The organism is Streptomyces sp. ALI-76-A (genome assembly GCF_030287445.1).
In the GTDB taxonomy this organism is placed as follows: Bacteria; Actinomycetota; Actinomycetes; order Streptomycetales; family Streptomycetaceae; genus Streptomyces.
This window is the reverse complement of sequence record NZ_JASVWB010000002.1, coordinates 5,379,511-5,403,051: the sequence shown is the minus strand read 5'-3', so window position 1 is coordinate 5,403,051 and position 23,541 is coordinate 5,379,511. Positions and strand designations below refer to the sequence as shown.

Sequence of the window (23,541 nt, the reverse complement as noted above, 5' to 3'; positions counted from 1 at the left end):
CGGCCCCTCGGGACGCTAGACCAGCCGCCGGGCCGTCGCCCAGCGGGTCAGCTCGTGCCGGTTGGAGAGCTGGAGCTTGCGCAGGACCGCCGAGACGTGGGACTCGACCGTCTTCACCGAGATGAAGAGCTGCTTGGCTATCTCCTTGTACGCGTACCCCCGGGCGATCAGGCGCAGGACCTCGCGTTCGCGCTGGGTGAGGCGGTCGAGGTCCTCGTCGACGGGCGGCGCGTCCGTGGACGCGAAGGCGTCCAGCACGAAACCGGCGAGCCTCGGGGAGAAGACGGCGTCGCCCTCCTGGACACGGAAGATGGAGTTGATCAGGTCCGTACCGGTGATCGTCTTCGTGACGTAGCCCCGCGCGCCGCCCCGGATCACCCCGATCACGTCCTCCGCCGCGTCCGACACGGACAGTGCGAGGAAGCGGACCGGCTGCTCGGCGTCGGCCATCAACGGGGCGCAGCGGCGCAGGACTTCGACCCCGCCGCCGCCCGGGAGGTGAACGTCCAGGAGAACCACCTCGGGGCGGGTCGCGGTGATGACCGTGACCGCCTGGTCGACGTCCGCGGCCTCGCCGACGACCTCGACACCGGTCTCCTCGGTCCGGCCGATCTCGGCCTGGACCCCCGTACGGAACATGCGGTGGTCGTCGACGAGGACCACGCGCGCGTGCCGCTCGCCCACGCCGGCGCTCTTCGCGGACTCGGCCGTCTCCGCCGCTCCCGCCGTGCTGTTTCCCTCGGTCGGGTCGCTCATGACGTCTTCTCCGCCCTCTCCATCTCCAGCTCGACCTCCGTGCCGCCGTCCGGCACCGCGCGCAGTCGCGCCGTGCCGCCGTTGCGTTCCATCCGGCCGATGATCGATTCTCTGACGCCCATGCGGTCGGCGGGTATCGAGTCGAGGTCGAAGCCGGGGCCGCGGTCGCGGACGGACACGAAGACCGTCTTTCCCTCGACTTCGGCGAAGACCTGGACGGAGCCGCCCTCGCCACCGTACTTGGCGGCGTTCACCATCGCCTCGCGCGCGGCCTGCATCTGCGCGCTGATCCTCTCGTCGAGGGGGCAGTCGCCGACGACGACGACCTCGAGGGGGACGCCGTGCTTGTCCTCGACCTCCGCCGCGTTGCGCCGGACCGCGTCGGCGAGGGTGGTGGGCTCGTCGGCCTCGTCCTTGCCGGTGCCCTCCGGTTTGTACAGCCAGGTGCGCAGGTCGCGCTCCTGGGCGCGGGCGAGGCGGCGCACCTCCGCCGGGCTCTCCGCGTTGCGCTGGATCAGGGTCAGGGTGTGCAGCACGGAGTCGTGGACGTGCGCGGCGACCTCGGCGCGCTCCTGGGCGCGGATGCGCATCAGCCGCTCCTCGGAGAGGTCCTGCGTCATGCGCACGAGGTAGGGGCCGGCGAGCAGGGTGATGCCGACGAGCACCGCGAGGGCCGCCTGGAGGACCGAGCCGAGGTGGGCGGCGGAGCCCTGAAGGACGAAGATGCCGGAGACACCGGCGGTGACCAGCAGGACACCGGCGCCCGCGCGCAGCAGGCTGAGCGTGCGCCGACGCCGTCCGGCCTCGACCCAGCGGGCCCGGCGGGCGTTGTCCGCCTGGCGCCAGACCAAGGCGACGCCCGCGCCGACCAGGACGATCGGCCACAGGTAGGCCTTCGCGCCGTTGCCGAGGTTGACGTTGCCCACGAAGACCATGGCCACGACGACCATCAGGAGCAGGGCCACGATCTGGCCCTTGTCCGGTCTGCGGGTGACGAGTCTGCGGCGGCCGTCCGGCGAGGTCTCCGTGGTGACGAGGGAGGGCGTGCGCTGGCCGCCGACGCCGCCGACGCCGAGCGGGACGAAGAACCAGAACGCGGCGTACAGCAGGGCGCCGAGACCGTCCGCCATGAACAGGCCGACGAAGACCAGCCGCACCCAGATCACCGGCAGCCCGAGATGCCCGGCGAGCCCCCGCGCCACGCCCCCCAGCCAGCGTCCGTCACTGCTGCGGTAGAGCTTGCGCGGTGGCCGCGGGTCGACGAGGGGCGCTGCTGCGGCTTCCGGCATGCCAATGATGGTCACACGGTGTGGGGTGCGGGGCATCAGGGTCGGCCCCCGAGACGTCCCTGATCTTCACCGGCCCCGGTCGTCGAACGCTTCCCCGGCGCCGGCTCAGGGGAGATATCAGGGTCCGGCCAGGGTCGTACCGACTGCCGCCACGGCGTCGCGCCCGTCACCATGGACCCATGACAGAGCACCAGCACGCCGCGGACTCCGTGCCCGACGAGGGCACCTCGTCCGGCGCGCGCCCCGCTGCCGCCGCGGAAGAGGAACCGCGCGCGCACGAGCGGGCGGAGGCGCGGGCGCGGACGGACCCGCGCGAGCAGGCGGACGCGCGGGCGGAGCGGGGTGCGGGCAGCCCGGCGGGACCGGGTGCGGGCGCGCGGGCGGCCACGGGCACAGGCACGACTACGGGCACGGGCACAGGCACAGGAACGGCTACGGGCACAGGAACGGCTACGGGCACGGGCACAGGAACGGTTACGGACCGGGGCACAGGCACCGGCGCCCGCACCGGCACGGCAAGGACCGCGCCGCAGTCCCCGCCGTCCCCCGGCAGGGGCAGGCCCGGCATGCCCGGCGACACAGGCACCGACGTGCCGGGCGAGGGCGGTGCGGCCGGACTGCCGCACAGGTTCCGGCGCGACCCGCGGCACAAGATGCTCGCCGGGGTGTGCGCCGGACTCGGGCGACAGTGCGACATGGACCCGGTGATCTTCCGGATCACCCTCGCGGTGCTCTCCGCGACCGGCGGCATCGGCCTCCTCTTCTACGGCTTCGCCTGGCTGTGCGTCCCGTACGACGACGAGGACGAGAACGAGGTGCGCAAGCTGTTGACCGGCCGTGTCGACGGCCAGGCGCTGACGGCCGTGCTGTTCGCGCTGGTCGGCTGCGGGGTGTTCCTCACGCTGCTGAAGAACGGCGGGGTGCTGACCTTCGCCGTGGTGCTGTCCCTGCTCCTCGCGGGTGCCGGGTACTGGTCGCGGCAGCGCGGCGCCCCCGACACGGACCCGCTGGCCGCGCAGGCCGTCGCCGACGCCCCGCCGGAGGCCCAGGCCCCGCCGGTGCCCGCCGCCTACCCGTCCTGGTGGCGCGACCCCATCGTCAAGGACGGCACCCACGTCGGCGGCACGGGCTATCTCTGGGGGCCGCAGGACTCGCACGACCGGGACATCGCGGCGGCCGTCACCATCGGCCTCGGCACCGGGCGGACCGGCCACCAGGACACGCGCACCCCGTCCGCGCAGTCGCCCGGACCACGCGGCCCCCGCTGGATCGGCGGCTGGATCTTCCTCCTCGCCCTGCTCGCGGGCGGCCTCGGCACCCGGCTGACGTGGGAGGACCAGGCCCTGGGCACCAGCCTGCAGACCGGGCTGGCCTGTGCGCTGACCATGCTGGGCGTCGGCATCGCGGTCAGCGCGTTCCTGGGCCGCACCGGCGCGGGGTCGGTCTTCCTGGCGATCACCACCGCGGGCCTGCTCGCCTGCTCCGCCGCGCTGCCCGAGAACATCGGCACGGACTGGGTGCGCACGACCTGGCGGCCCGTCACGGCGACGGACATGAAGCGCACGTACGACCTGGGCACCGGCGTCGGAACGCTGGACCTGACCCGGCTGCGGCTCGCCGGGGGCCAGACGGTGGAGTCGGAGGTCGAGGTGGGCGTGGGCCGGGCGCGGGTGATCATGCCGCCGGACGTGACGGTGAGGCTGACCATCGACGTGGGGGTGGGCGACATCCAGTTGCCGGGTGACGAGAAGAAGGACGTGGACGTGCAGCCGGGCAGGTTCAAGGAGCTGACCCTCTCGCCGGGCGCGGGCGTCAAGAGCGCCGGCACGGTCGACCTCGACCTCAAGGTGGGCGCGGGTCAGGTGGAGGTGAGCCGTGCTGCGTCATGAGTTCCAGCCCGGCAGGCTGGTCGTCGGCCTCTTCCTCGCCCTCGCGGGCGTCATCTACGCCGGCGACGCGGGCGGCCTCTGGGAGACCCCGTGGTTCGCGGTGATCCCCTTGGTGGTGATCGGCCTGTTCCTGGCGGGCGCGGTCGGATTCCTCACCCGGACGATCCGCAGACGCCGAAGAGCGGGCCGTACGGACACCAGGGCGACGGCCTCCGGGGCGCGCCTGGAGGCCCCCCGCTGACACCGGCCCGGGAAGCCCGGCCACCCACGCTCACCCGTGTGAGGCCGCCCACCCGTCGGCCGCGCGCGCCCCGCCGTCGCTCGCGCCTACCGATATCCGCCTGACCGCTGTCGCCGCCGGGACCGAAGGGCCGCGTCCAGGGAGAGGACAGTGGCGCCGGCGAGGACGAGGGGGAGCCAGGCCATGAGGTAGATGAGGTCGTTGCCGTAGTAGTAGGGCTCGGTGGTCCAGCTCACGGTCAGCCACAGGCTGAGCGAGATCAGCGCGCCGCCGAGCGCTGCGAGGCGGGTGAGGAGGCCGATCAGGGTGGCGATCCCGACGGCGAGTTCACCGAAGGCGATGGCGTAGCCGAAGGCGCCGGGGTTCTTCAGGGCCAGGTCGACCAGGGCCGGGATGGCGGAGGAGTCGCGGACGGTACGCATCAGGTCGCCGACCGAACCGGATCCGGAGCCCTTCATGAACGCGCTGTCGGTGAGTTTGTCCAGACCGGCGTAGATGAAGGTGACGCCGAGGAAGACGCGCAGAGGGAGCAGGGCGTAGCGGGTGGCGGTGTCCCGCCAGTCACGGTCGCCGTCGAGGTAGGGGGAGTGGGTGTCCGTCCGCATGCTGTGAGTCATCGCTCCAAGCCGCCTCTCGCCCGCTGTGCAGTGACCCTTTGAGAAGACGATACGTACGACGGGGGAACAGCGCTCCCTCCTGTTCCCGGTCGGTCCGTCCCGTCCCGCGCCCGGGACGGCGGCCCGTGGAGGCGGCTGTCACTCCGTCACGTCACCCGGTCACGCCACCCCTTCACGTCAGTCACTCCGTGACGTCGATCGCGTACCGGTTCGTCTCCACCCCCGCCGCCGTGACCACCTGGACCTCCACCCGGCCCGGCTCCACGTCCACCGGCACCGGCACGGTGAGCACGGAGTCCGTCGGGTTGCTGAAGCCGCCGGTCACCGGGACCAGCGGCACCCGCACGTTCACCGCGCCGACCCGCACGACCATCCGCGACAGCCGGTCCGCCGTCTGTGCCCCCGGCGGGACGAATCCGGCGCCGCGGATCTCCACGTCGTCGCCGGTGCGGATCGGCCCGTCCAGGTCGCCGGCCTCCCGGGCCCGTACGACGGACAGGATCACCGGGCGCCCGCCCTCGGCGTACTTCCCGGCGAGATAGGTACCGGCCGACACCAGCACCACGACCGCCAGTCCCCACGGCAGGTCGGGCAGTTGGTCGGGGCGCCGGGCCAGCCGCACCGCCGCGAACAGCAGGGCCACGGCGCTGATGACGACGTACTGGAGGTCGGCGAAGGTGCCCCGGCCCGCGTCGTCGGTCAGCAGGTCGGCGGCGCGCGGCCGGTCCGCCCGTACCTTCTGCAGCCGCTGCCCGAGCACCCGCAGCCCGACCACGCGTCGTACCAGCACGGCGATCGCGCACACCACCGCGAGCACCGTCACCACGCCCGCGCCCCGGGAGAGTCCGAGCCCGGAGATCAGCGCGTCGCGCTCGGCGCGGTCGGAGGCGATGGCCAGGCGGCCGGCCAGCACCAGCACGGCGTACGCGACGAGGAGCACCCAGCCGGCCGCCACCGCGCGGGAGGTGGACAGGCGGTTGTCCTCGCCGATCAGCGGCGCCAGCGCACCGCCGCGCGCCCGGTGGAACCAGGAGGCCGCGGTGAGCGCCCCGGCCATCAGCACGGCGGCCAGCAGTCCGGCCGTGCGCGCGGTGCTCCAGCCCGCGCCGATCGCCGTGAGCGCCTGTGCCAGCAGCAACAGGACGACCAGCGCCCAGGTCGTGATCACGGTGCGGCGCCAGAGCCGGGCCAGCCAGGCCTCGCCCTCGGCCCGGCCGCGTTCGGCGACGAGTTCGGCGGACTGGGTCAGTTCCTCGGAGACCCATTGCCGGGAGGCCGACGCCGAGTGGGCCACACCCGCGGGCAGCCCCTCCCCCGCCGCGAACCCGTCCCGCTTCAGCAGGAACGCGGCGACCGCCCGCCGGTGTCCCGCCCGCGCTCCGTGCGGACAGTCCCCGCAGGTGCAGCCGCCTCCGTGCGCACCTCCGGCTCCGTCCTGAGCGCCCCCGGTCGCGCCCTGTCTCGCCTCCTGCACCGCCACGTCCGACGTCCGCCTTCCCAGCCCCGAAATGTGCCCCGTAAGTGCCCCACGATGACAGCGAATTGTGCCCTACACCGCACCCTCCGTGTTGCCGGGCCGGGTCAGCGCGGGTGAAGCGGGGGCGGCCGTGTTGACCCGGCTGCGAGAATTTCCCCATGGCCGAGATCATCCAGCGCGACGGGACCTGGGCCTTCGACGGCAGCACGGTCCGGATCACGCCGGGTCTGCACCGCTCCGTGCCGCTGTTCCGGCAGACGTACGGGGAGATCGCCGTGCCTCTGGAGGCGGTCTCGGGCGTCGTCTTCGAGCCCGAACGCAAGCGCGGGCGGCTGCGGATGCGGCTGCGCGAGGGCGCCGATCCGCTGCTCCAGGCGACCGGCGGCCGGCTGCCCGACCCGGCGGATCCGTACCGGCTGCTGGTGGACCTCGACCGGGCGGGCGTCGCCGAGTACGTGGCCGAGGAGATCCGGCACGCCCTGCTCCTGGACCAGGTCCCGCGGGATCCGGTCACGGCCTACCTGCTGCCCGGTCCGCCGGTGCCGGTGTCGGTGCGTTCCTCCGACGGCACCGTCTCCTTCGACGGCACCCGGGTGCGGATCGACTGGTCCGACACCTCCGACCGGGTCAAGCGGGCCACCGGCCCCCGCATCATCCACCTCGGGGACGTCACCCAGGTCGAGTGGCTGCCCAACTCCGGTTTCGAGGACGGCTTCCTGCGCTTCGCGACCCATGAGACCTCGTTCTCCAAACTGCCGCCCGAGAAGGACCCGTACGCCCTGGACCTGTGGGGCAGCGCCCGCCGCGACCTGCTCACGGCGATCGTCGCCGCCGCCGTCACGGCCCGGCTGCCGCACCCCTCCACCCGCACCGGCGTCGAGCAGGACGCGCACCGGGCGGCCCGGCCCCGGCTCACGGCGACCGTCCCGCCCCCGGCCGACCATCACGACGTACTGCTGCGGCGGCTGCGGGAGCTGGGCGAGCTGCACCGGGACGGGGTGCTCACGGACGAGGAGTTCGCACTGACGAAAGCGGCCGTCCTGAGAGGCTTCTAGTGCGCCCGTCCGCTTCCCGTTCCCCTTCCCCTCGTCGGTCAGGGGCGGGCGGGAAGGCCCGGCCCGGCGCTAGTCCAGCAGATCCGGCTCGCTGCGGCTGATGTCCTTCCACATGGGCTGGTAGTTGATCCACGCCACCAGGTCCCCGCCCAGCTGCTCGCGGGTCGCCACCGCCATCCTGTGGTCGATCAGGAGGGGGCGTCCGGCCGCCTTCGCGGTCAGCTGCACCTGGCAGGACCGTTCCAGGGACAGGAACCACCAGGCCGCCGCGTCCACCGAGTCGCCGACGGTCAGCAGGCCGTGGTTGCGCAGCACGAGCGCCTTGCGGGTGCCGAGGGCGGAGGCGATACGGCGGCCCTCCTCGGCGTCGACGGCGACGCCGCTGTAGGCGTCGTAGAGCGCGAGGTCCTCGTAGAAGGCGCAGCTCTCCTGGGTGATCGGCTCCAGGATCTCGCCCAGCGCCGACAGCGCCCGGCCGTGCACCGAGTGGCAGTGGGCGACCGCGACGACGTCCGGGCGGGCGGCGTGCACCTGGACGTGCACGGTGAACGCCGCCTGGTTGACGTGGTAGCCGCCCTGGATCACCTGCCCCTCGGAGTTGGCCAGCACCAGGTCGCTCACCGTGACGTGCCTGAAGGGCATGCCGAACGGATTGACCCAGAAGCAGTCGCTGTACTCGGGGTCACGGGCGGTGATATGTCCCGACACCCCGTCCTCGAAGCCGAGCCGCCCGAAGATCCGCAGCGCGCCCGCGAGCCGCTCCTTGCGGTGCCGCCGCTCGTCGTCGAGCGACTCGTGCATCGGCGGCATCGCGAACCGCAGCCGGTCGGTGGGCAACGGCAGCGGCGGTGTGGGCCCGGCATCGGGCGTCCCGTGCATGTGGTGTCCTCCAGCACTGGGGAGCTTTACGGGGCGGAAGTTACCGTCGGTCAGCGCGGGAGAACAGCGCTGGTTCATAAAGATGACGCACACGGCCGATACCAGACAGCAAGTGTCGGGTATCGACGCGAGACTGGCACGTATGACAGCTCGTACGAACTGGGCGGCCTTCTCCGCGGCGGAACCCGACCTCGCCAGAACGGCCGAGAAGCGCTTCGGCGCGTTCACGCACCACGTCCTCGCGACCCTGCGCAAGGACGGCTCACCGCGCACCACCGGCCTGGAGGTGCGGTTCCTGAACGGTGAACTGTGGCTGGGCATGATGCCGGACTCGGTCAAGGCGCTCGACCTGCGCCGCGACCCGCGCTTCGCGCTCCAGGCGAACCCCGGCGAGGGGCAGGGCATGGGCGGCGGTGACGTCCGGATCAGCGGCCGGGCGATCGAGGTGGACGATCCGGTGGAGCGGGCCGGATACGTCGAAGAGGTGGGACCGCCGCAGCCGTTCCACCTCTTCCGCACCGAGCTGACCGAGGTCGTCCGGACCTCTGTCGAGGACGAGAAGTACCTGGTCGTCCAGGTCTGGAAGCCCGGAGAGCCGGTGCGCACGCTCAAGCGGACCTGAGCCCCGTCAGGACTTCAGGACTTCAGGACTCAGGACTCAGGACTCAGGAAGACTTACTCCCACTCGATGGTGCCCGGCGGCTTCGACGTCACGTCGAGGACGACCCGGTTGACGTCCTTCACCTCGTTGGTGATCCGGGTCGAGATCTTCGCGAGGACGTCGTACGGCAGCCGCGACCAGTCGGCGGTCATGGCGTCCTCGGAGGAGACCGGGCGCAGCACGATCGGGTGGCCGTAGGTGCGGCCGTCGCCCTGGACGCCGACGGAGCGGACGTCCGCGAGCAGGACCACCGGGCACTGCCAGATGTCCCGGTCCAGGCCGGCCGCCGTCAGCTCCTCGCGGGCGACGGCGTCGGCCTCGCGCAGCAGGTCGAGCCGCTCCCTGGTGACCTCGCCGACGATCCGGATACCCAGACCGGGCCCGGGGAACGGCTGGCGCTGGACGATCTCCTCCGGCAGGCCCAGCTCCTGGCCGACCATCCGGACCTCGTCCTTGAACAGCTTGCGCAGCGGCTCGATGAGCTGGAACTCCAGGTCCTCGGGGAGGCCGCCGACGTTGTGGTGGGACTTGATGTTGGCGGTGCCGGTACCGCCACCGGACTCGACCACGTCCGGGTAGAGCGTGCCCTGGACCAGGAAGGCGACCTCGGGACCCTCGTCCGCGATGATCTCCGCCTGCGCCTGCTCGAAGACCCGGATGAACTCCCGGCCGATGATCTTCCGCTTCTCCTCGGGGTCGGAGACCCCCTTCAGAGCGGTCAGGAACCGCTCCTGCGCGTCCACGACCTTCAGCTGCACGCCGGTCGCGGCGACGAAGTCCTTCTCGACCTGCTCGGTCTCGCCCTTGCGCATCAGGCCGTGGTCGACGTACACGCAGGTCAGCTGGGAGCCGATGGCCCGCTGCACGAGGGCGGCGGCCACCGCCGAGTCCACGCCGCCGGACAGCCCGCAGATCGCCCGCCGGTCACCGACCTGCTCGCGGATCGCGGCGACCTGCTCCTCGATCACGTTGCCCGTGGTCCAGTCGGGGGTCAGGCCCGCGCCCCGGTACAGGAAGTGCTCCAGCACCTGCTGGCCGTGCGTGGTGTGCATGACCTCGGGGTGGTACTGGACGCCGTAGAGCTTCTTCTCGTCGTTCTCGAAGGCGGCGACCGGGACGACGTCCGTGGACGCGGTGACCGCGAAGCCCTCGGGCGCGGCGGAGCAGGCGTCGCCGTGCGACATCCACACCGACTGCTCGTCGGGGGTGCCCTCGAAGAGCGTCGAACCGGACTTCGCCACGTGCAGGGGCGTACGGCCGTACTCGCGCGCTCCGGTGTTGTCCACCGTGCCGCCGAGGGTCTGCGCCATCAGCTGGAAGCCGTAGCACATGCCGAACAGGGGGACGCCGGCCTCGAAGAGCTCGCGGTCGAGGCGGGGGGCCTCGTCGGCGTACACCGAGGAGGGGCCGCCGGAGAGGATGATCGCCGCCGGGTTCTTGGCGAGCATCTCCGCGACCGGCATGCTGCTCGGCACGATCTCGCTGTAGACCCGCGCCTCGCGGACGCGACGGGCGATGAGCTGGGCGTACTGCGCGCCGAAGTCGACGACCAGGACGGTGTCGGGGGCGGGGGTCGCTGATGACACGGGGGCCTTCCGGCGGTGGGGCGGGGTCTCTGTGCTCTCCGATTCTACCGAGGTGGGCGCGGACGGGCGTCCGCTGCCCGGCAGGGAGGACCGGCGCGGAAAACGTGCCGTGACATACTGGCCGCATGCTCACGCACCCGGCCTTCCTCTTTACCTATGGCAACCGGCCCACCGGCTGCCATGGTCGTGCTGCTTGAGCAACTGACGAGCGACTTCCCAGGCGCCCCGGGCCGACAAGGCCCGGGGCGTCTGGCGTTTCCGGGACCTGCCGCTCCGGGGCACCGCACCTTCCGACGAGGAGCCCCTGACATGACCGCCACCGCAGCGGAGAAGACCGGCGCGCACACCACCGAGGCCGCCGACGTGATCACCGGCGCCCGGGAGCGCATCGACGCCCTCGACGACCGGATCATCGGGCTGATCCAGGAACGGATGGCCGTGTCCGCGGTCATCCAGGAGGCCCGGATCACCTCCGGCGGGCGACGCGTGAACCTCTCCCGCGAGATGGAGGTCCTCCACCACTACAGCGAGGCGCTGGGCAGGCCCGGCACCTCCCTGGCCATGACGCTCCTCGAACTGTGCCGCGGCCGGATCTGAGGTCCGTGCGGATCTGAGGTCCGTGCGGGTCCGAGTCCCGTGCGGGTCCGCGTTCCGGGCCCGGTCGCATCCGAGTTCGGGGCCGCTCTCACCCGTACGGCGCGTGACCGTGCCGCGTGGCACCTCGTTGGGGGTGGTGTCCGCGCCAGCCAGGGGCGGGCCCGAAGAACCACGCGTGGCTCACTGGGGCGATGAGACGTACGGATCGTGCCGTGCGTCGTGGGACCTCGCTCCAGGTAAGTGACCGGACGGCAGGGGACAGCAGCCCGGTCACCCAAGAGAACGGCCGGCTCCGGGGACGCCCGGGGCCGGCCGACGGAAGTGCAAGAAGAAGTACAAGACTGGGTCAAACGGTTGCGGAGGCCGCTGCCATCGAGCACGATGCGTGGAAAGCCCCCCAAGTCCCCTCGTAAGACACCTGCATTGATCCGTTGCCCCACTGCCAAAGGTCGAGACCATTCGCGCGCCCCGCATGCGCCGGGTCGCCGACCGGGGCACTGAAGGACAAGCGGCGCAACCCCCCGGCGCCGCTCCCAGGCACCGGCGCTGCCCTGACGTCGGTGCCGACCAGGAAGGGCCCCGCGGCTCCGAGCCCGCGGGGCCCTTCCGCTGTCCCCGGTCCCGGCCGCCCCGGCGGCGGTCCTCGCTGTCCGACATGGGCCGCGGTGGCCGCCGCCGGCCGGAGGTCAGATGCGGGAGACCGCTCCGCAGATGTCCGCGCGGCCGGCGTCCAGGTCCTCGCTGCGGTCGTACGGGTCCGTCGTCGGGCCGGTCGGGGGCTCGCCGGTCGGGTCGGCCGAGCCGAACTGCGGATGCAGATAGCCGTCGAACACGCCACAGGCCGAGTTGCCGGAACTCACGTCGTGACGCAGCACGTTGAGCCGGCCCGGAGTGACCCGGTAACGGGCGGGGTCGGGGAGTTCGACGTCGAGGACCCGGCGGACGACCGTACGGGTCACCTCGGTGGAGCCGTCGGTCCGCACCAGCGGGTAGACGAAGGTGTAGTCGGCGTGCACGGCCACGCCCCCCTGGTCGCCCTTCGCGAACGTCATCCGGCCGCGCGTCTTGATCACATCGCCGGCCGGCTCCACTTCGGCGGGGTCGAAGCGGCTGAACAGGCGCAGCGGGTCGTCGTCCTCGCCGGGCGCGCGCAGGGACCGGTTCAGGTCGTCGAGCAGCTCGGGCTGCTTGGGGTCGAGCACCGCGAGGGCGGCCCCGGGGTGTTCGCCGCGCAGGGTCTTCGGGTCGAGGTTGGCGTGGACGAGCAGCTTCTTGGTCTGCTGGAGCGCGAGCTCGACCTGGTCCTTCGGCAGTCCTCCGACGGCCGTGGCCCGCGGCAGGACGATGCCGTCGGCGCCGTCGGCCCACCGCTTCGCCGGGGAACCGGCGAACGGCTCGTCCAGCGTGGGCCTCTCGGGAGCCGTGGTGGCCGGAGGTCCGGTCGGGGCCGCGGTCTCCGCCGGGAGCGGTGCGGCCGCGGTGTCCGGCGTCCCCTCGCCGAACGGGTCGCCCGGCAGCAGCGACGGTCTCAGCGCCACGACGGCCACGGCGACGGCGGCCGGCACGCCGAGCACCGCCCACAGGCGCCGGCGCCTGGCCGCGCGCCGGCCGGTGTCCTGCCACGCGGGCCCGGAGCGCCAGCCCTGCGGCAGTTCGCCCCGCGCCTCCTGACGCCGCAGCCGTTCGGTCACCATGCGGGCGCGCGCGGACGGCTCCTTCGGGGCCGAGTCGGGGAGGCCCCGCTCGGCGTCGCGGACGAACTGCTCCCAGACGTCGTCGGGAATCTCGGGGAGCTCCGGGGTCGAGGACGCTTCCTCGGACGGCTTGTCAGACATGAGGCACAGTTCTAGGCCGGGGGAAAGCGCGTTCACAAGGAAACAAGATGTGACTCAAACCACATAAGAATGATGTGAATGCGAGGGCAACCATTCACAGGCCTCACAGATCAAACACCGCGTATCAAGGGCCACACCCGCGCCCCACACGCGGAGGCCTCCCCCAAGCGCGCCGCACCGCGCGGCGCACCTGATTCCCGAGGTCTTCATGAAGCTTCGTCGTGCCATGGTGGCAGCGGCCGCGACCGCCGTCATAGCCCCGCTCACCCTGCTCTCCGCTCCGGTCGCGTTCGCGACGGACGAGACGCCGAACACGTCGACGAGCACCCCGGCCGCCGAGGAGAGCACTCCGGCCGCCGACACCAGCACGCCCGCCGCCGAGGAGAGCACTCCGGCCGCGGACGAGAGCAGCCCCGCCGCCGACGAAAGCACCCCGGCCGCGGACGAGAGCACCCCCGCCGCCGACGAAAGCACCCCGGCCGCGGACGAGAGCACCCCCGCCGCCGACGAAAGCACCCCGGCCGCCTCCGCGTCGCCCAGCCCCAGCGCGAGCGCGCCCGGCGACGAGGACCCCGAGCTGTGTGTGGACGAGAACGGCGACAGCACCGCCGAACTCAGCGCCGAGGTGACCAGCGGTCTGTCCGGGCTGCCCGAGACGATCGTCGCCGGCAGCGGCTGGACCGCGTTCTCGTTCAACGTGTCCAACCGCGGCGACGACGAGGTCAAGGACATCAAGCCGCTCATCGGCGTCGCCGCGATCGGCTGGGAGGACGCGGAGGACTACTCCGGCCAGATCAAGGTCCAGGTCTTCGACAAGGCGTCCGGCTCGTGGGAGACGATCGCGGGCGCCGCGGGCGAGGGCGGCACGTTCGACGCGTTCTCGCTCGGTGCGGGCCAGTCGGTCTCGTACAAGCTGCGGCTGAGCGTCAGCGGCAAGGTGCCGGACGCCCTCGGGGTCACCGGTGGCCTCGCCGAGTACGCCGACGACGAGGGCTGCTGGGTCGCCGACGACCCGAACGGCTGGCTGTACTTCTTCGACGTCCTGGCCGCCGGCTCGGACGCCGGTGACCCGAACGACGCCAAGCCGCAGACCGGCGGCATGGCTGACCTGTCGGACGTGAACCAGGTCTCCGCCACCGGCACGCTCGCCGAGACGGGTTCGAGCTCGGCCCTGCCGATGATCGGTCTGGTGGGCGGCGCCGCGGTGGTCGCCGGCGCCGGTGCCGTCTTCGTGGTGCGCCGTCGCAAGGCCGGAGCCGAGGCGTGACCGTCAGGGCTCACTGAGGCTCGTCGCGAGACAGAGACTCATCGCTGGACAAGAGAAGGACCTGCGCTCGGAGGGGGGCGCAGGTCCTTCTCTCTGTCTGTCCGGCTCTGTGCCGCTCCGTCTCCGGCGGGTCACTTCCCCGGCCGGGTCACTTCTTCGGCGGCACCGCCGGTATCCCGAGGAACGGCAGCTTCAGCGCGCCGAACGCGTCCGCCGGGACCGCCGGGGACTTCGGCTCGACCGGCTTCAGACGCTCGTACGCCTCTCCCTGCGCCGGACGCGGGTCCTGCTCGCCCTTGTTGGGCCAGTACGACATCGCGCGCTCGGCCTGTGCCGTGATGGTCAGGGACGGGTTCACGCCCAGGTTGGCGGAGACCGCCGCGCCGTCGACGACGGAGATTCCGGGGTGGCCGTAGAGGCGGTGGTACGGGTCGATCACCCCGGTCTCGCGGGAGGAGCCGATCGCGCAGCCGCCGAGGAAGTGGGCGGTGAGCGGGGTGCCCATCAGTTCGCCCACGTTGGAGCCGGCGAACCCGTTGATCTCGGCGGCTATCGCCGACGCGCCCCGCGACGCCGCCTTGATCTGCTTGGGGTTCGGGGAGCCGTGTCCCTGGCGGGCGGTGAGCAGGCCCTTCCCCACGCCGTCCGGTTTGAGATACGTCGTCAGGGAGTTGTCCAGCGACTGCATCACCAGGCCGATGATGGTCCGCTCCGACCACTTGCGGTTGGAGAGGGAGCGCAGGACCAGGAGCGGGTGGCGGGCCGCGTTCCGCAGCCAGGCCAGGGCCCGGGACGAGCCCTCCGCGTACGGCACCTGGAGGATCGACAGGCTGCCCATCGAGTTGGAGCCCTTGCCGTAGCGGACCGGCTCGATGTGGGTGTCGGCGTCGGGGTGGATGGACGACGTGATGGCCACGCCGCGCGTGAAGTCCGCCTTCCGCTGGCCCGTCACCTTCCGGTAGCGGCGGTCGGTGGTCTGCGCGCCGACCAGCGCCTCGGAGTTGGTGCGGGTCAGCTCCCCCAGACGGTCGGAGACGTACGGCAGTTGACCGCCCGCCTTCATGCGGTGCAGCAGGGTCTGGGTGCCGTAGGTACCGGCCGCGAGGACGACCCGGCGGGCCTTGAAGGTCCTGCCCCTCGTCCGGCGGCGGCCGTCCGTGGGGAGGGTGGCGACGGCGTACCCGCCCTGCGAGTCGTCCGTGACGGACACGACCGTCGTCAGCGGGTGCACCACCGCGCCCGCCTTCTCGGCGAGGTACAGGTAGTTCTCGTTGAGGGTGTTCTTGGCGCCGTGCCGGCAGCCGGTCATGCACTCGCCGCACTCGTCGCACGCCTTGCGGTCGGGGCCCACCCCGCCGAAGTACGGGTCCGGCACCCGCTCGCCGGGCTTCGCCCGCACCGATCCGTCGGCGTCCTGGCCGTCTCCGAAGAACACGCCGACCGGTGCCATGTGGAAGGTGTCGCCGACGCCCATCCGCTCGGCCGCCGCCTTGAGGTGCACGTCGGACGGGGTCATCGTCGGGTTGAGCCGCACCCCGAGCATCCGGCGGGCCTGGTCGTAGTACGGCGCCAGCTCGTCCTGCCAGTCGGTGATGTCACGCCACTGCGCGTCCTCGAAGAACGGCTTGGGCGGTACGTAGAGGGTGTTGGCGTAGTTGAGGGAGCCGCCGCCGACGCCCGCGCCCGCCAGGACCATGACGTTGCCGAGCAGGTGGATGCGCTGAAGGCCGAACATGCCGAACTTCGGTGCCCAGAGGTAGTTCCTGAGGTCCCAGGACGTCTTCGGGAGGGTGTCGCGGGTGAAGCGGCGGCCGGCCTCCAGGACACCGACGCGGTAGCCCTTCTCGGTCAGGCGCAGGGCGGTCACGGAACCGCCGAAGCCGGATCCGACGACGATGACGTCGTAGTCGTAGGTGTCCTGGGGCACGTGCTCTCCTCGTTGAGAACCGGTGGGGTCCGGGTCCTGCCGTCACCTTCCCGTCCGTCCGGGAACGGACGGGAAGGTGACGACCGGGCCTAGCGGAAGCGGAACGCCTTCATCAGCCGGAGGCTGCGGCTCATGAACCGCGCGTACGCCTCGTCGTCCATGCCGAGCGCGGGGGCCATCGGCAGCAGGCGCTGCTGGGCCACCGTCTGGGCCTCGGTGTACTTGAGGAGGCCCTCGGAGCCGTGGCGGCGGCCGAGACCGGAGTCCTTCATCCCGCCCATCGGGGACTGGACGCTGCCGTAGGCGGGGGCATAGCCCTCGTTGACGTTCACGGTGCCGGTGCGCAGACGGGCGGCGACCTCACGGCCGCGGCGGCCGTCCCTCGTCCAGACCGAGGAGTTGAGGCCGTACGGGGTGGCGTTGGCGAGCTCGACCGCCTCGTCGTCGGTGCGGAAGCGGTAGAGGGAGACGACCGGGCCGAAGGTCTCCTCCGTGCACACCGCCATCGGTTCGGTCACACCGTCCAGGATGGTCGGTTCGAAGAAGTACGGGCCGACGTCCGGGCGGGCCACGCCACCGGCGACCAGCTTCGCGCCCTTCTCCACGGCCTCCTCCACGTGCCGGGTGACGGTCTCCAGCTGCCGTTCCCCCACCAGGGACCCCATGTCGGCGCCGTAGGCGAGGGACGTACCCAGTCGCATCGCCCTGGTGCGGGTGGCGAAGCGCTCCAGGAACGCGTCGGCGACCGACTCGTGGACGTACAGCCGCTCGATGGAGATGCAGAGCTGGCCGGCGGAGGAGAAGCAGGCACGGACCGCGCCCGCCGCCGCCTTGTCGAGGTCGGCGTCCTCCAGGACCAGCATGGCGTTCTTGCCGCCGAGTTCGAGGGAGACGCCGATCAGCCGGGCGGCGGCGCCCTGGGCGACCTCGCGGCCGGTCCGGGTGGAGCCGGTGAAGGAGACGTAGTCGGCGTGCCGGACGAGTTCGGGGCCGACGACCGGGCCGTCCCCGAGCACGACCTGGAAGACCTCGGCGGGCAGACCGGCCTCGATCAGCAGGTCACGGGCCCACAGGGCGGTGAGGCAGGTCTCCGTGTCGGGCTTCATCACGACCGCGTTGCCCGCGACCAGGGCGGGCAGGGCGTCCCCCACCGACAGTTCCAGCGGGTAGTTCCAGGGGGCTATCTGGCCGACGACACCGCGCGGGTGGCGCAGCTCGGTGACCTTCGTCAGCGCCGGCACCGCGCCCGCGTGCCGCTTCGGCTTCAGGTACGCGGCGGCCCTGCGCCCGTAGTGCCGGGCCGCGACGGCGACGGCCTGGACCTCCTCGTGGGCGTGCAGCCGGGCCTTGCCGGTCTCCAGCTGGATCAGATCGAGGACCTCGGCCTGGCGTTCCAGCATCAGGTCGTGGAACCGGAGCAGCACTGCCGACCGCTGTCGTACGGGGGTCTTCTCCCAGACGGACTGCGCCCTGCGGGCGTCCTGGAAGGCCTTCTCCACGTCCGCTGGGGTGGATTCGGGCAGGTCGGCCAGCTTCTCGCCGGTGAACGGCGTGTGGTTGGCGGTCCGGCCGGAGCCGACCACCCCCTTGGTGAGCTGGGCGACCAGCTCGGGGGTGACCACGTCTGCGGCGGTACGGGCGCCCGCCGGGGCGGGGGCGATGGGGTTCGTGCCGGTCTGGGCCGGGGCCTGCGCGTCCGTCATGAGCCGCAGGGTATTCCGGCGCGAACGCTTTGGGTACCCGTCGGTAATAGGGATTCACCGACCGCGCACACGATGCCAGTGATCACTGGCAATGAACGCGCTGATCAGGGCGTCATGAGTGACGATCATCCGGTCTGTGATTCCTGCCCCCGCCTGCGGTCCCGGTCTGTCCGGCGTCACTTCGTCTGCCGTGCCCGTCCCTCCGGCGTCACTGCGGCAGGCAGCCCGCTTCAGTCTCCGGCGATCTCCAGCCGGCCCCGGGCCTCCTTGAAGAGAGCCGTGCCCTTCCTCTCGTCCGCCGTCCCCTTGGGCATGTCCACACGCAGCTGGTACATGCGGTCGTCGTCGGTGCGGATGGTCAGCCGCATGACACGGGTCGGCCCGCTGTCCGGATCGTAGGTGACGTCGGACAGGACGGCCTCCTGGCCGTGGAAGCTGGTGGGGGTGTACCGCCCGGGGGACCGCTCGTGTCCCGCCCAGTCGGCCGGCGTCCCCTTCGCCTCGGCCATCGGGGAGCGGGGCGCCCTGTCCCACGCGCCGAGGTGGACGCGGATGGTGTCGTCGCCGTAGACGGCGAGCCAGGAGGCGTCACCCGAGTCCCCCGTCGGGGACAGCGACTTGTACGACCGGGGGAGGTGCAGGACGGTGCCCGTCCCCTCCCCCCGGTGAGCCACCCACCCGTCCCGCGCGGCCGTCCCGTCGGCGGGCGCGGTACCGAGCCAGATACCGCCCGCGAGAAGGGCACCGAGGACGGGGACGGCGGCACGGAGAACCCAGCGGCGGCCTGTGCCCGGGACCGACCGGGGTGCCGGGTGAAGGGCTGGCTGGGGGGCTGATCGAGGGGCCGGCGACGGTTCCGGTCGGGGTGCCGGTTCGGCCCGCGGTGCCGGTTCCGGTGCGCGCTGAGGTGCCGGTTCGGGTTCCGGCTGAGGTGCCGGTTCGGGTTCCGGCTGAGGTGCCGGTTCGGGTTCCGGCTGGGGCGTCGGTTCCGATTCCGGCTGGGGAGTCGGTTCTCCTCGTACGCCGGACTCTCGTACGCCGGACTCTCGTACGCCGCTCTCTCGTACGCCGGTCTCTCGTACGTAGGCCTCTGCTACGTCGGCGTCTGATACAGCGGCCTCTCGTACGCCCGGCTGTGGCGCGTCCGCCTCTCCTGCCTCCACGTCCGCTTGCCTCACGTCACCGTCCGGGCCCCCCGCGTCCGGGTCCGGCCGCCGCCCCGCCGCCGACTCCAGTACCCGTGCGACCTCCTCCGGGTCCGGGCGGCTCTCGGGGTCCTTCGCCAGCAGTGCGGTGATGAGAGGGCCGAGAGGTCCGGCCCGCCGGGGGTCGGGGGGATCGGCGGCGAGGATGGCGGTGAGGGTCGACTGCGGTGTCGTACCGCGGAAGGGGGAGCCGCCCTCGACGGCGGCGTACAGCAGGACGCCCAGGGACCACAGGTCGGAGGCGGGGCCGGCGCCCGTGCCGGACATCCGCTCCGGGGCGACGAACTCCAGCGAGCCGATGAACTCGCCGGTGGCCGTGAGCGATTCCTCGCCCTGGACGTGGGCGATGCCGAAGTCGGTGAGGACGACCCGGTCGTGCGGGCCCAGCAGGACGTTGGCGGGCTTCACGTCCCGGTGCACGATGCCGACGGCGTGCGCGGCACGCAGGGCGCCGAGGACGGCGAGGCCGACGCGGGCGGCCTCGCGGAACGGCAGGGGGCCACGGCCGAGGGCCTGGTACAGGGACTCGCCGCGGACCAGTTCCATGACGATCCAGGGGACTCCGTCCTCCTCGACGACGTCGTGGATGCAGACGGCGGAGGGATGGTCGACGCGCGCCGCGGCCCGGGCCTCGCGGTAGAGCCGGTGGGCGGCGCGGCGGTGCGCCTCGTCCTCCGGATCGCCCGGCAACCTCGGCTGCTTGACGGCGACTTCACGCTGCACGTGCTCGTCGCGCGCCCGCCAGACGGTGCCCATCCCGCCGGTGCCTATGCGCTCGATCAGACGGTATCGCCCGCCGAGCAGCGCGTCCCTGGGGCCTGCGCTGTCCCCGCCGTTGCTCATGACCCATCAGTACCCCGCGCACCGCCTCCTTGTCGACGCGGCCGGGTCACGCGGTCACAGCTTGTCGACGTCCAGGTTCGCGATCGCCGTCCTCGCCACCTCGCGGCCCCGGTCGGTGAAGTCGCCCTGACCGGGGTAGCTGACGGTGAGCTTGTACATGTCGCCGCCCCTGGTCTTGTAGTAGAGGATCCTCAGCTCGCGCGGGCGCGGGTTCTCACTGTCGTCGGTCATGTAGCGGACGGTGTTCTCGGCGGCCGGATTGCCCCGGTAGGTGGCATCGGTGTCCGGGGTCAGTTTCTTCGGGTTCGCGGGCATGCCGAGGGTGTAGGCGCCGTTCTCCTTGAACTCGGCGTTGTCGTCGTACATCTCGGCGCCCGCGGAGTCCGCGATGGCGTTGTTGGTGTCCTCGGCCTTCTTCTCCAGCGTCAGGCCGATCCAGATGCTGCCGCTCCAGTCGGTGTACCTGACCCAGTGGCCCTCGTCGCTCTCCCGGTCGGGCACGGCGCGCTGGTATTCGGCGGGCACCGCGAGCGTCGCGGCGACGTCCTTCTCGTGCTTGGTCCGCCAACCGTCGGGCAGGGGCCCCGCGAACGGGTCCGCGATCACCAGATACGCCGCCGCCACCGCGACGACCGCGGCGCCGAGGCCCAGCCAGGTCCTGCGGCCGGGCCGACGACCCCGCCGCGGGGCGTCGGCGTACGACACGACCTGCGTGGGCCGGGGCGTCGGCGGGTTCGCGGCGGTCTCCAGCAGGGCACGCACCTGCGCGGCGTTCGGACGGCGCGCCGGGTCCTTCTGGAGCAGGCCGTTGATCGCCTCGGCGAGCGGGCCCTGCGCGGCGGCGGGCGGCGCCGGGGTGGCGTGGAGGACGGACTGGAGTGTGGCGGGGGTGTTCGTGCGGCGGAACGGGGAGACGCCCTCCGTCGCCGCGTACAGGACGACGCCGAGGGACCACAGGTCGCTCGCCGGGCCGGGGCGCCGGCCCAGCACCCGTTCCGGCGCGATGTACTCGGGCGAGCCGACGAAGCCGCCGGTGTCGGTCAGGTTGGTCTCGCCCTCGATCTGCGCGATCCCGAAGTCGGTGAGGACGACACGGTCGAAGCGGCCGAGGAGGACGTTGTCCGGCTTGACGTCACGGTGCAGGACGCCCGCCGCGTGCGCGGCCTCCAGCGCGCCCAGGACGTCGAGGCCGATTCTCGCCGCGTCCCGGGCCCCGAGCGTGCCCTCCTGCAACGCGTCGCCCAGCGAACGGCCCCGCACCAGCTCCATCACGATCCACGGCCGGCCGTCCACGTCGGCCACGTCATGGACGTTCACCACGGCGGGATGGTCGAGCCGGGCCGCCGCCCGTGCCTCGCGGCGCATGCGCTCGAAGGCGTTGGCCTGCTCCCGCTCGGGGAGGTGGTCCGGGACACGGGGTTCCTTGACGGCGACCTCGCGGTCCACCGTCTCGTCCTTGGCCCGCCACACCGTGCCCATGCCGCCGTGCCCGAGCTTGGCGAGCAGCCGGTAGCGGCCCGCGATGAGCCGGCCGGTGCCGGGATCCGCCGGTGCGGGCGGCGGCTGCGGGGGCGACGACTGGGTTGGCGGCGGCCCGGGATGCGACCCCGCGGGCTGCGCCAGTGTGGACTGCGGCTGCGGCACGACCTGGGTGGGCAGGGCGTACGGGTTGTCCGGGTGCGGCACCGCCACCGGTGGACTCGGTGGATTCGGTGGCCGCAGGCTGAAACTCGTCGGCTCGTCGGACCCGTGCGGGACTCCCCCGTTGCTGCTCATGAGTCATCCATATCGCGCCAAGCGGTCCGGAATCCACCTCGAACGCCGACCGGTCACAGACCCGTGACCAAGGTGTCGACGGCGACCTCGAAGTACCGCCTCGCCTCCCGCGTCTGTCCGACCGGCGCCGACATCCACACCTCGTACAGCCGCCCGTCCTCCTCCCAGCACAGGTGATCCGTGTGCCGGGGATCCTCCGCCACGCTGAACCCGTCCCGGGTGAACTCCCAGAACGCGGCCCGGTGCCCGCGGTGTGTGGCGGGGGTGACCCGGCCGTCGCGGTAGCCGGGGTGGGCGGCCGGGCCGTCGGCCGCCGCGCGCCGCAACACGGCCAGCGGGTCTCCGGCGCCTGGTCCGGATTCCGGTTCGACGACCCTGATGCCGAGGCGGAAGGTCTTCCCCGGTGACAGGTAGAGCACCCGATCGCCCTGCGGTACGCGGGTGAAGCCGTGCGGTACGGCCAGCGCGAACCCGGCCGGGTCGGCGGCGAGGCGGTACCCGGAGGGGACGGTCGGGTCCGGGCTCCGGCTGCGGGTCGGGCTGAGGGTGGGGCTGAGGGTCGCGGTCCGGCTCGGGCTCTGGCTCTGGCTCTGGCTCTGGTCGGCGCTCGCCGATGTGTACGGTGCCGAACTCGTCGGCGTACCGATCCCGTGGCCGCCGCCGTTCCTCAGCAGGGCCACCGCGGACACGCCCGCCCCCGCCATCGCGGCGACCAGCAGCAGGGTGACCAGCACGCCGCGCGGGGAGCGCCCCGGGGCAGCGTCCGCCGGGGGCCGGGCGGACGGGTCCTGCCGGGCGGACGGGTCCTGCCGGACGGACGGCGTGTGGTCGGCGGGCGCGCCCGGTGTCCGCTCGGCCGGCGGCTCCGGTGGCTCCGGTGTCCGCTCGGCCGGCGGCTCCGGTGGGCGGTCGGCCGGTGGCTCCGGTGGGCCCGACGGCTCGGTGCGGGCCCGGCCGAGCGGCAGGGCACGGGACCGCAGCGGGCGGGTGCGGCTCCGGGCGCGGGCGGCCGGCGGCTTCGGTGTGCGCCCGGTGTCCCGGAAGGTCCGCAGCATCCGCTCGGCCCGTGCCGCGTCGAGCCGTCGCGCCGGATCGCGTTCGAGGAGACCCCGGACGACGGGAAGGATCGGCGCGGCCTGCGCGGGCGGCCGTATCTCGGCGGAGACGACCGCGTGCAGGATGCCGCCCAACGAGTCGCGGCGGAACGGCGACTCACCGCTCAGGACGGTGCACAGCAGCGCGCCCAGCGACCAAAGGTCGGACGCGGGGCCCGTCCTGGCCCCGGACATCCGCTCGGGCGCGGTGTACTCGGGCGAGCCGACGAAGGAACCGCTCTCGGTGAGGGTGGTGGCGCCCGCGACCTGCGCGATGCCGAAGTCGGTGAGGACGACCCGGTCGGTGCCGTCCTCCACGAGGACGTTCGCGGGCTTGATGTCCCGGTGCAGGACGCCGGCCGCGTGCGCCGCGCGCAGCGCGCCCAGCAGGGCGATGCCGATCCGGGCGGCCTCGTCGGCGTCGACCGGACCGTGGGTGGCGACCCGCTCGGCGAGAGAGCTGCCCTCGATCAACTCCATCACGATGTACGCGCGTTCGTCGTGCTCGACGACATCGTGGACGACGACGATGTGCGGGTGGTTCAACTGGGCCACCGCGCGCGCCTCGCGCAGGGTGCGCTCCCTGCGGCGCCTGGCGCCGTCCGCGAGGCGCGCCCCGGAGAGCGTCTCGGCCCGCGCGTCGGCGCGTGTCTCGTCGAGACCGAGTTCCTTGACCGCCACACGCCGCCCGAGCAGTTGATCGGTGGCCCGCCACACGACCCCCATCCCGCCCCGCCCGAGCCTGGCCTCCAGACGGTAACGACCCGCGATGACCCGGAAGTCGTCCCCCTGATCCCCATGGGTCGCCATACACCCCATCATGCCGCGCCGGACGGTCCCCTTC

General features: G+C 72.6%; 18 protein-coding genes. 6 read left to right on the top strand and 12 right to left on the bottom strand.

Annotation, left to right across the window (positions count from 1 at the left end):
• Positions 1–15: 15 nt before the first annotated feature.
• Together QQS16_RS25295 and QQS16_RS25290 are read right to left on the bottom strand one after the other, a co-directional pair.
• A complete protein-coding gene (locus QQS16_RS25295) occupies positions 16–756 on the bottom strand; it encodes a LuxR C-terminal-related transcriptional regulator (protein WP_286064143.1) in 741 nt (246 codons plus the stop codon).
• Positions 753–2,045, bottom strand: coding sequence for an ATP-binding protein (locus tag QQS16_RS25290; RefSeq protein WP_286064142.1), 1,293 nt, complete (start codon positions 2,043–2,045; stop codon positions 753–755). Before QQS16_RS25290 ends, QQS16_RS25295 begins: the two co-directional genes overlap by 4 nt.
• A 566-nt stretch (positions 2,046–2,611) precedes the next feature.
• On the opposite strand from QQS16_RS25290, the gene QQS16_RS25285 reads away from it, so the two are divergent.
• Entirely contained in the window at positions 2,612–3,934 is a 1,323-nt protein-coding gene (locus QQS16_RS25285; protein ID WP_286064141.1) for a PspC domain-containing protein, read from the top strand.
• Positions 3,921–4,175, top strand: coding sequence for a hypothetical protein (locus QQS16_RS25280; RefSeq protein ID WP_286064140.1), 255 nt, complete (start codon positions 3,921–3,923; stop codon positions 4,173–4,175). Before QQS16_RS25285 ends, QQS16_RS25280 begins: the two co-directional genes overlap by 14 nt.
• An 86-nt stretch (positions 4,176–4,261) precedes the next feature.
• On the opposite strand, the gene QQS16_RS25275 is transcribed toward QQS16_RS25280, so the two are convergent.
• On the bottom strand, positions 4,262–4,792 hold the full coding sequence (locus tag QQS16_RS25275) for a DoxX family protein (protein WP_286064139.1): 531 nt from the start codon (positions 4,790–4,792) through the stop codon (positions 4,262–4,264).
• A 181-nt stretch (positions 4,793–4,973) separates the two neighbouring features.
• Positions 4,974–6,272 carry a hypothetical protein gene (locus QQS16_RS25270; protein WP_286064138.1) on the bottom strand — a complete coding sequence of 433 codons (1,299 nt, stop codon included), beginning with the start codon at positions 6,270–6,272 and terminating at the stop codon, positions 4,974–4,976.
• A 155-nt stretch (positions 6,273–6,427) separates the two neighbouring features.
• On the opposite strand from QQS16_RS25270, the gene QQS16_RS25265 reads away from it, so the two are divergent.
• Positions 6,428–7,324 carry a DUF4429 domain-containing protein gene (locus QQS16_RS25265; protein ID WP_286064137.1) on the top strand — a complete coding sequence of 299 codons (897 nt, stop codon included), beginning with the start codon at positions 6,428–6,430 and terminating at the stop codon, positions 7,322–7,324.
• Positions 7,325–7,393: 69 nt separating this feature from the next.
• On the opposite strand, the gene QQS16_RS25260 is transcribed toward QQS16_RS25265, so the two are convergent.
• Positions 7,394–8,203, bottom strand: coding sequence for a class II aldolase/adducin family protein (locus tag QQS16_RS25260; RefSeq protein ID WP_286064136.1), 810 nt, complete (start codon positions 8,201–8,203; stop codon positions 7,394–7,396).
• Between the two features lie 142 nt (positions 8,204–8,345).
• On the opposite strand from QQS16_RS25260, the gene QQS16_RS25255 reads away from it, so the two are divergent.
• A complete protein-coding gene (locus QQS16_RS25255; RefSeq protein WP_286064135.1) occupies positions 8,346–8,825 on the top strand; it encodes a pyridoxamine 5'-phosphate oxidase family protein in 480 nt (159 codons plus the stop codon).
• Positions 8,826–8,878: 53 nt separating this feature from the next.
• On the opposite strand, the gene guaA is transcribed toward QQS16_RS25255, so the two are convergent.
• Positions 8,879–10,450: a glutamine-hydrolyzing GMP synthase gene (gene guaA, locus QQS16_RS25250; RefSeq protein WP_286064134.1), complete on the bottom strand. Its 1,572-nt coding sequence runs from the start codon at positions 10,448–10,450 to the stop codon at positions 8,879–8,881.
• A 309-nt stretch (positions 10,451–10,759) separates the two neighbouring features.
• Between guaA and QQS16_RS25245 the strand changes: the two genes are divergently transcribed.
• Positions 10,760–11,047, top strand: coding sequence for a chorismate mutase (locus tag QQS16_RS25245; RefSeq protein WP_286064133.1), 288 nt, complete (start codon positions 10,760–10,762; stop codon positions 11,045–11,047).
• Between the two features lie 686 nt (positions 11,048–11,733).
• Here QQS16_RS25245 and QQS16_RS25240 read toward each other — a convergent pair.
• Entirely contained in the window at positions 11,734–12,882 is a 1,149-nt protein-coding gene (locus QQS16_RS25240) for a hypothetical protein (protein ID WP_286064132.1), read from the bottom strand.
• Between the two features lie 208 nt (positions 12,883–13,090).
• Here QQS16_RS25240 and QQS16_RS25235 point away from each other — a divergent pair, with 208 nt between their 5' ends.
• The gene (locus QQS16_RS25235) at positions 13,091–14,149 is read left to right on the top strand and encodes an LAETG motif-containing sortase-dependent surface protein (RefSeq protein WP_286064131.1); all 1,059 of its coding nucleotides are present in this window, start codon (positions 13,091–13,093) and stop codon (positions 14,147–14,149) included.
• Positions 14,150–14,297: 148 nt separating this feature from the next.
• On the opposite strand, the gene QQS16_RS25230 is transcribed toward QQS16_RS25235, so the two are convergent.
• From QQS16_RS25230 to QQS16_RS25210, 5 genes are all read right to left on the bottom strand, one after another.
• A complete protein-coding gene (locus QQS16_RS25230; protein WP_286064130.1) occupies positions 14,298–16,076 on the bottom strand; it encodes a GMC family oxidoreductase N-terminal domain-containing protein in 1,779 nt (592 codons plus the stop codon).
• Between the two features lie 89 nt (positions 16,077–16,165).
• Positions 16,166–17,779 (bottom strand): succinic semialdehyde dehydrogenase, encoded by a 1,614-nt coding sequence (locus QQS16_RS25225; RefSeq protein ID WP_286064129.1) that lies wholly within the window; start codon positions 17,777–17,779, stop codon positions 16,166–16,168.
• A 230-nt stretch (positions 17,780–18,009) separates the two neighbouring features.
• The gene (locus tag QQS16_RS25220) at positions 18,010–19,827 is read right to left on the bottom strand and encodes a serine/threonine-protein kinase (RefSeq protein ID WP_286064128.1); all 1,818 of its coding nucleotides are present in this window, start codon (positions 19,825–19,827) and stop codon (positions 18,010–18,012) included.
• Between the two features lie 54 nt (positions 19,828–19,881).
• Entirely contained in the window at positions 19,882–21,603 is a 1,722-nt protein-coding gene (locus QQS16_RS25215; RefSeq protein ID WP_286064127.1) for a serine/threonine-protein kinase, read from the bottom strand.
• Positions 21,604–21,656: 53 nt separating this feature from the next.
• Positions 21,657–23,507: a serine/threonine-protein kinase gene (locus QQS16_RS25210; RefSeq protein ID WP_286064126.1), complete on the bottom strand. Its 1,851-nt coding sequence runs from the start codon at positions 23,505–23,507 to the stop codon at positions 21,657–21,659.
• Between the last annotated feature and the right edge of the window lie 34 nt (positions 23,508–23,541).

Coding starts and splice junctions, on each gene's coding strand:
- QQS16_RS25295 (WP_286064143.1), bottom strand. CDS start 756: ATGAGCGACCCGACCGAGGGAAACAGCACGGCGGGAGCGGCGGAGACG.
- QQS16_RS25290 (WP_286064142.1), bottom strand. CDS start 2,045: ATGCCGGAAGCCGCAGCAGCGCCCCTCGTCGACCCGCGGCCACCGCGC.
- QQS16_RS25285 (WP_286064141.1), top strand. CDS start 2,612: ATGCCCGGCGACACAGGCACCGACGTGCCGGGCGAGGGCGGTGCGGCC.
- QQS16_RS25275 (WP_286064139.1), bottom strand. CDS start 4,792: ATGACTCACAGCATGCGGACGGACACCCACTCCCCCTACCTCGACGGC.
- QQS16_RS25265 (WP_286064137.1), top strand. CDS start 6,428: ATGGCCGAGATCATCCAGCGCGACGGGACCTGGGCCTTCGACGGCAGC.
- QQS16_RS25260 (WP_286064136.1), bottom strand. CDS start 8,203: ATGCACGGGACGCCCGATGCCGGGCCCACACCGCCGCTGCCGTTGCCC.
- QQS16_RS25255 (WP_286064135.1), top strand. CDS start 8,346: ATGACAGCTCGTACGAACTGGGCGGCCTTCTCCGCGGCGGAACCCGAC.
- QQS16_RS25245 (WP_286064133.1), top strand. CDS start 10,760: ATGACCGCCACCGCAGCGGAGAAGACCGGCGCGCACACCACCGAGGCC.
- QQS16_RS25240 (WP_286064132.1), bottom strand. CDS start 12,882: ATGTCTGACAAGCCGTCCGAGGAAGCGTCCTCGACCCCGGAGCTCCCC.
- QQS16_RS25235 (WP_286064131.1), top strand. CDS start 13,091: ATGAAGCTTCGTCGTGCCATGGTGGCAGCGGCCGCGACCGCCGTCATA.
- QQS16_RS25225 (WP_286064129.1), bottom strand. CDS start 17,779: ATGACGGACGCGCAGGCCCCGGCCCAGACCGGCACGAACCCCATCGCC.
- QQS16_RS25220 (WP_286064128.1), bottom strand. CDS start 19,827: ATGAGCAACGGCGGGGACAGCGCAGGCCCCAGGGACGCGCTGCTCGGC.
- QQS16_RS25215 (WP_286064127.1), bottom strand. CDS start 21,603: ATGAGCAGCAACGGGGGAGTCCCGCACGGGTCCGACGAGCCGACGAGT.
- QQS16_RS25210 (WP_286064126.1), bottom strand. CDS start 23,507: ATGGCGACCCATGGGGATCAGGGGGACGACTTCCGGGTCATCGCGGGT.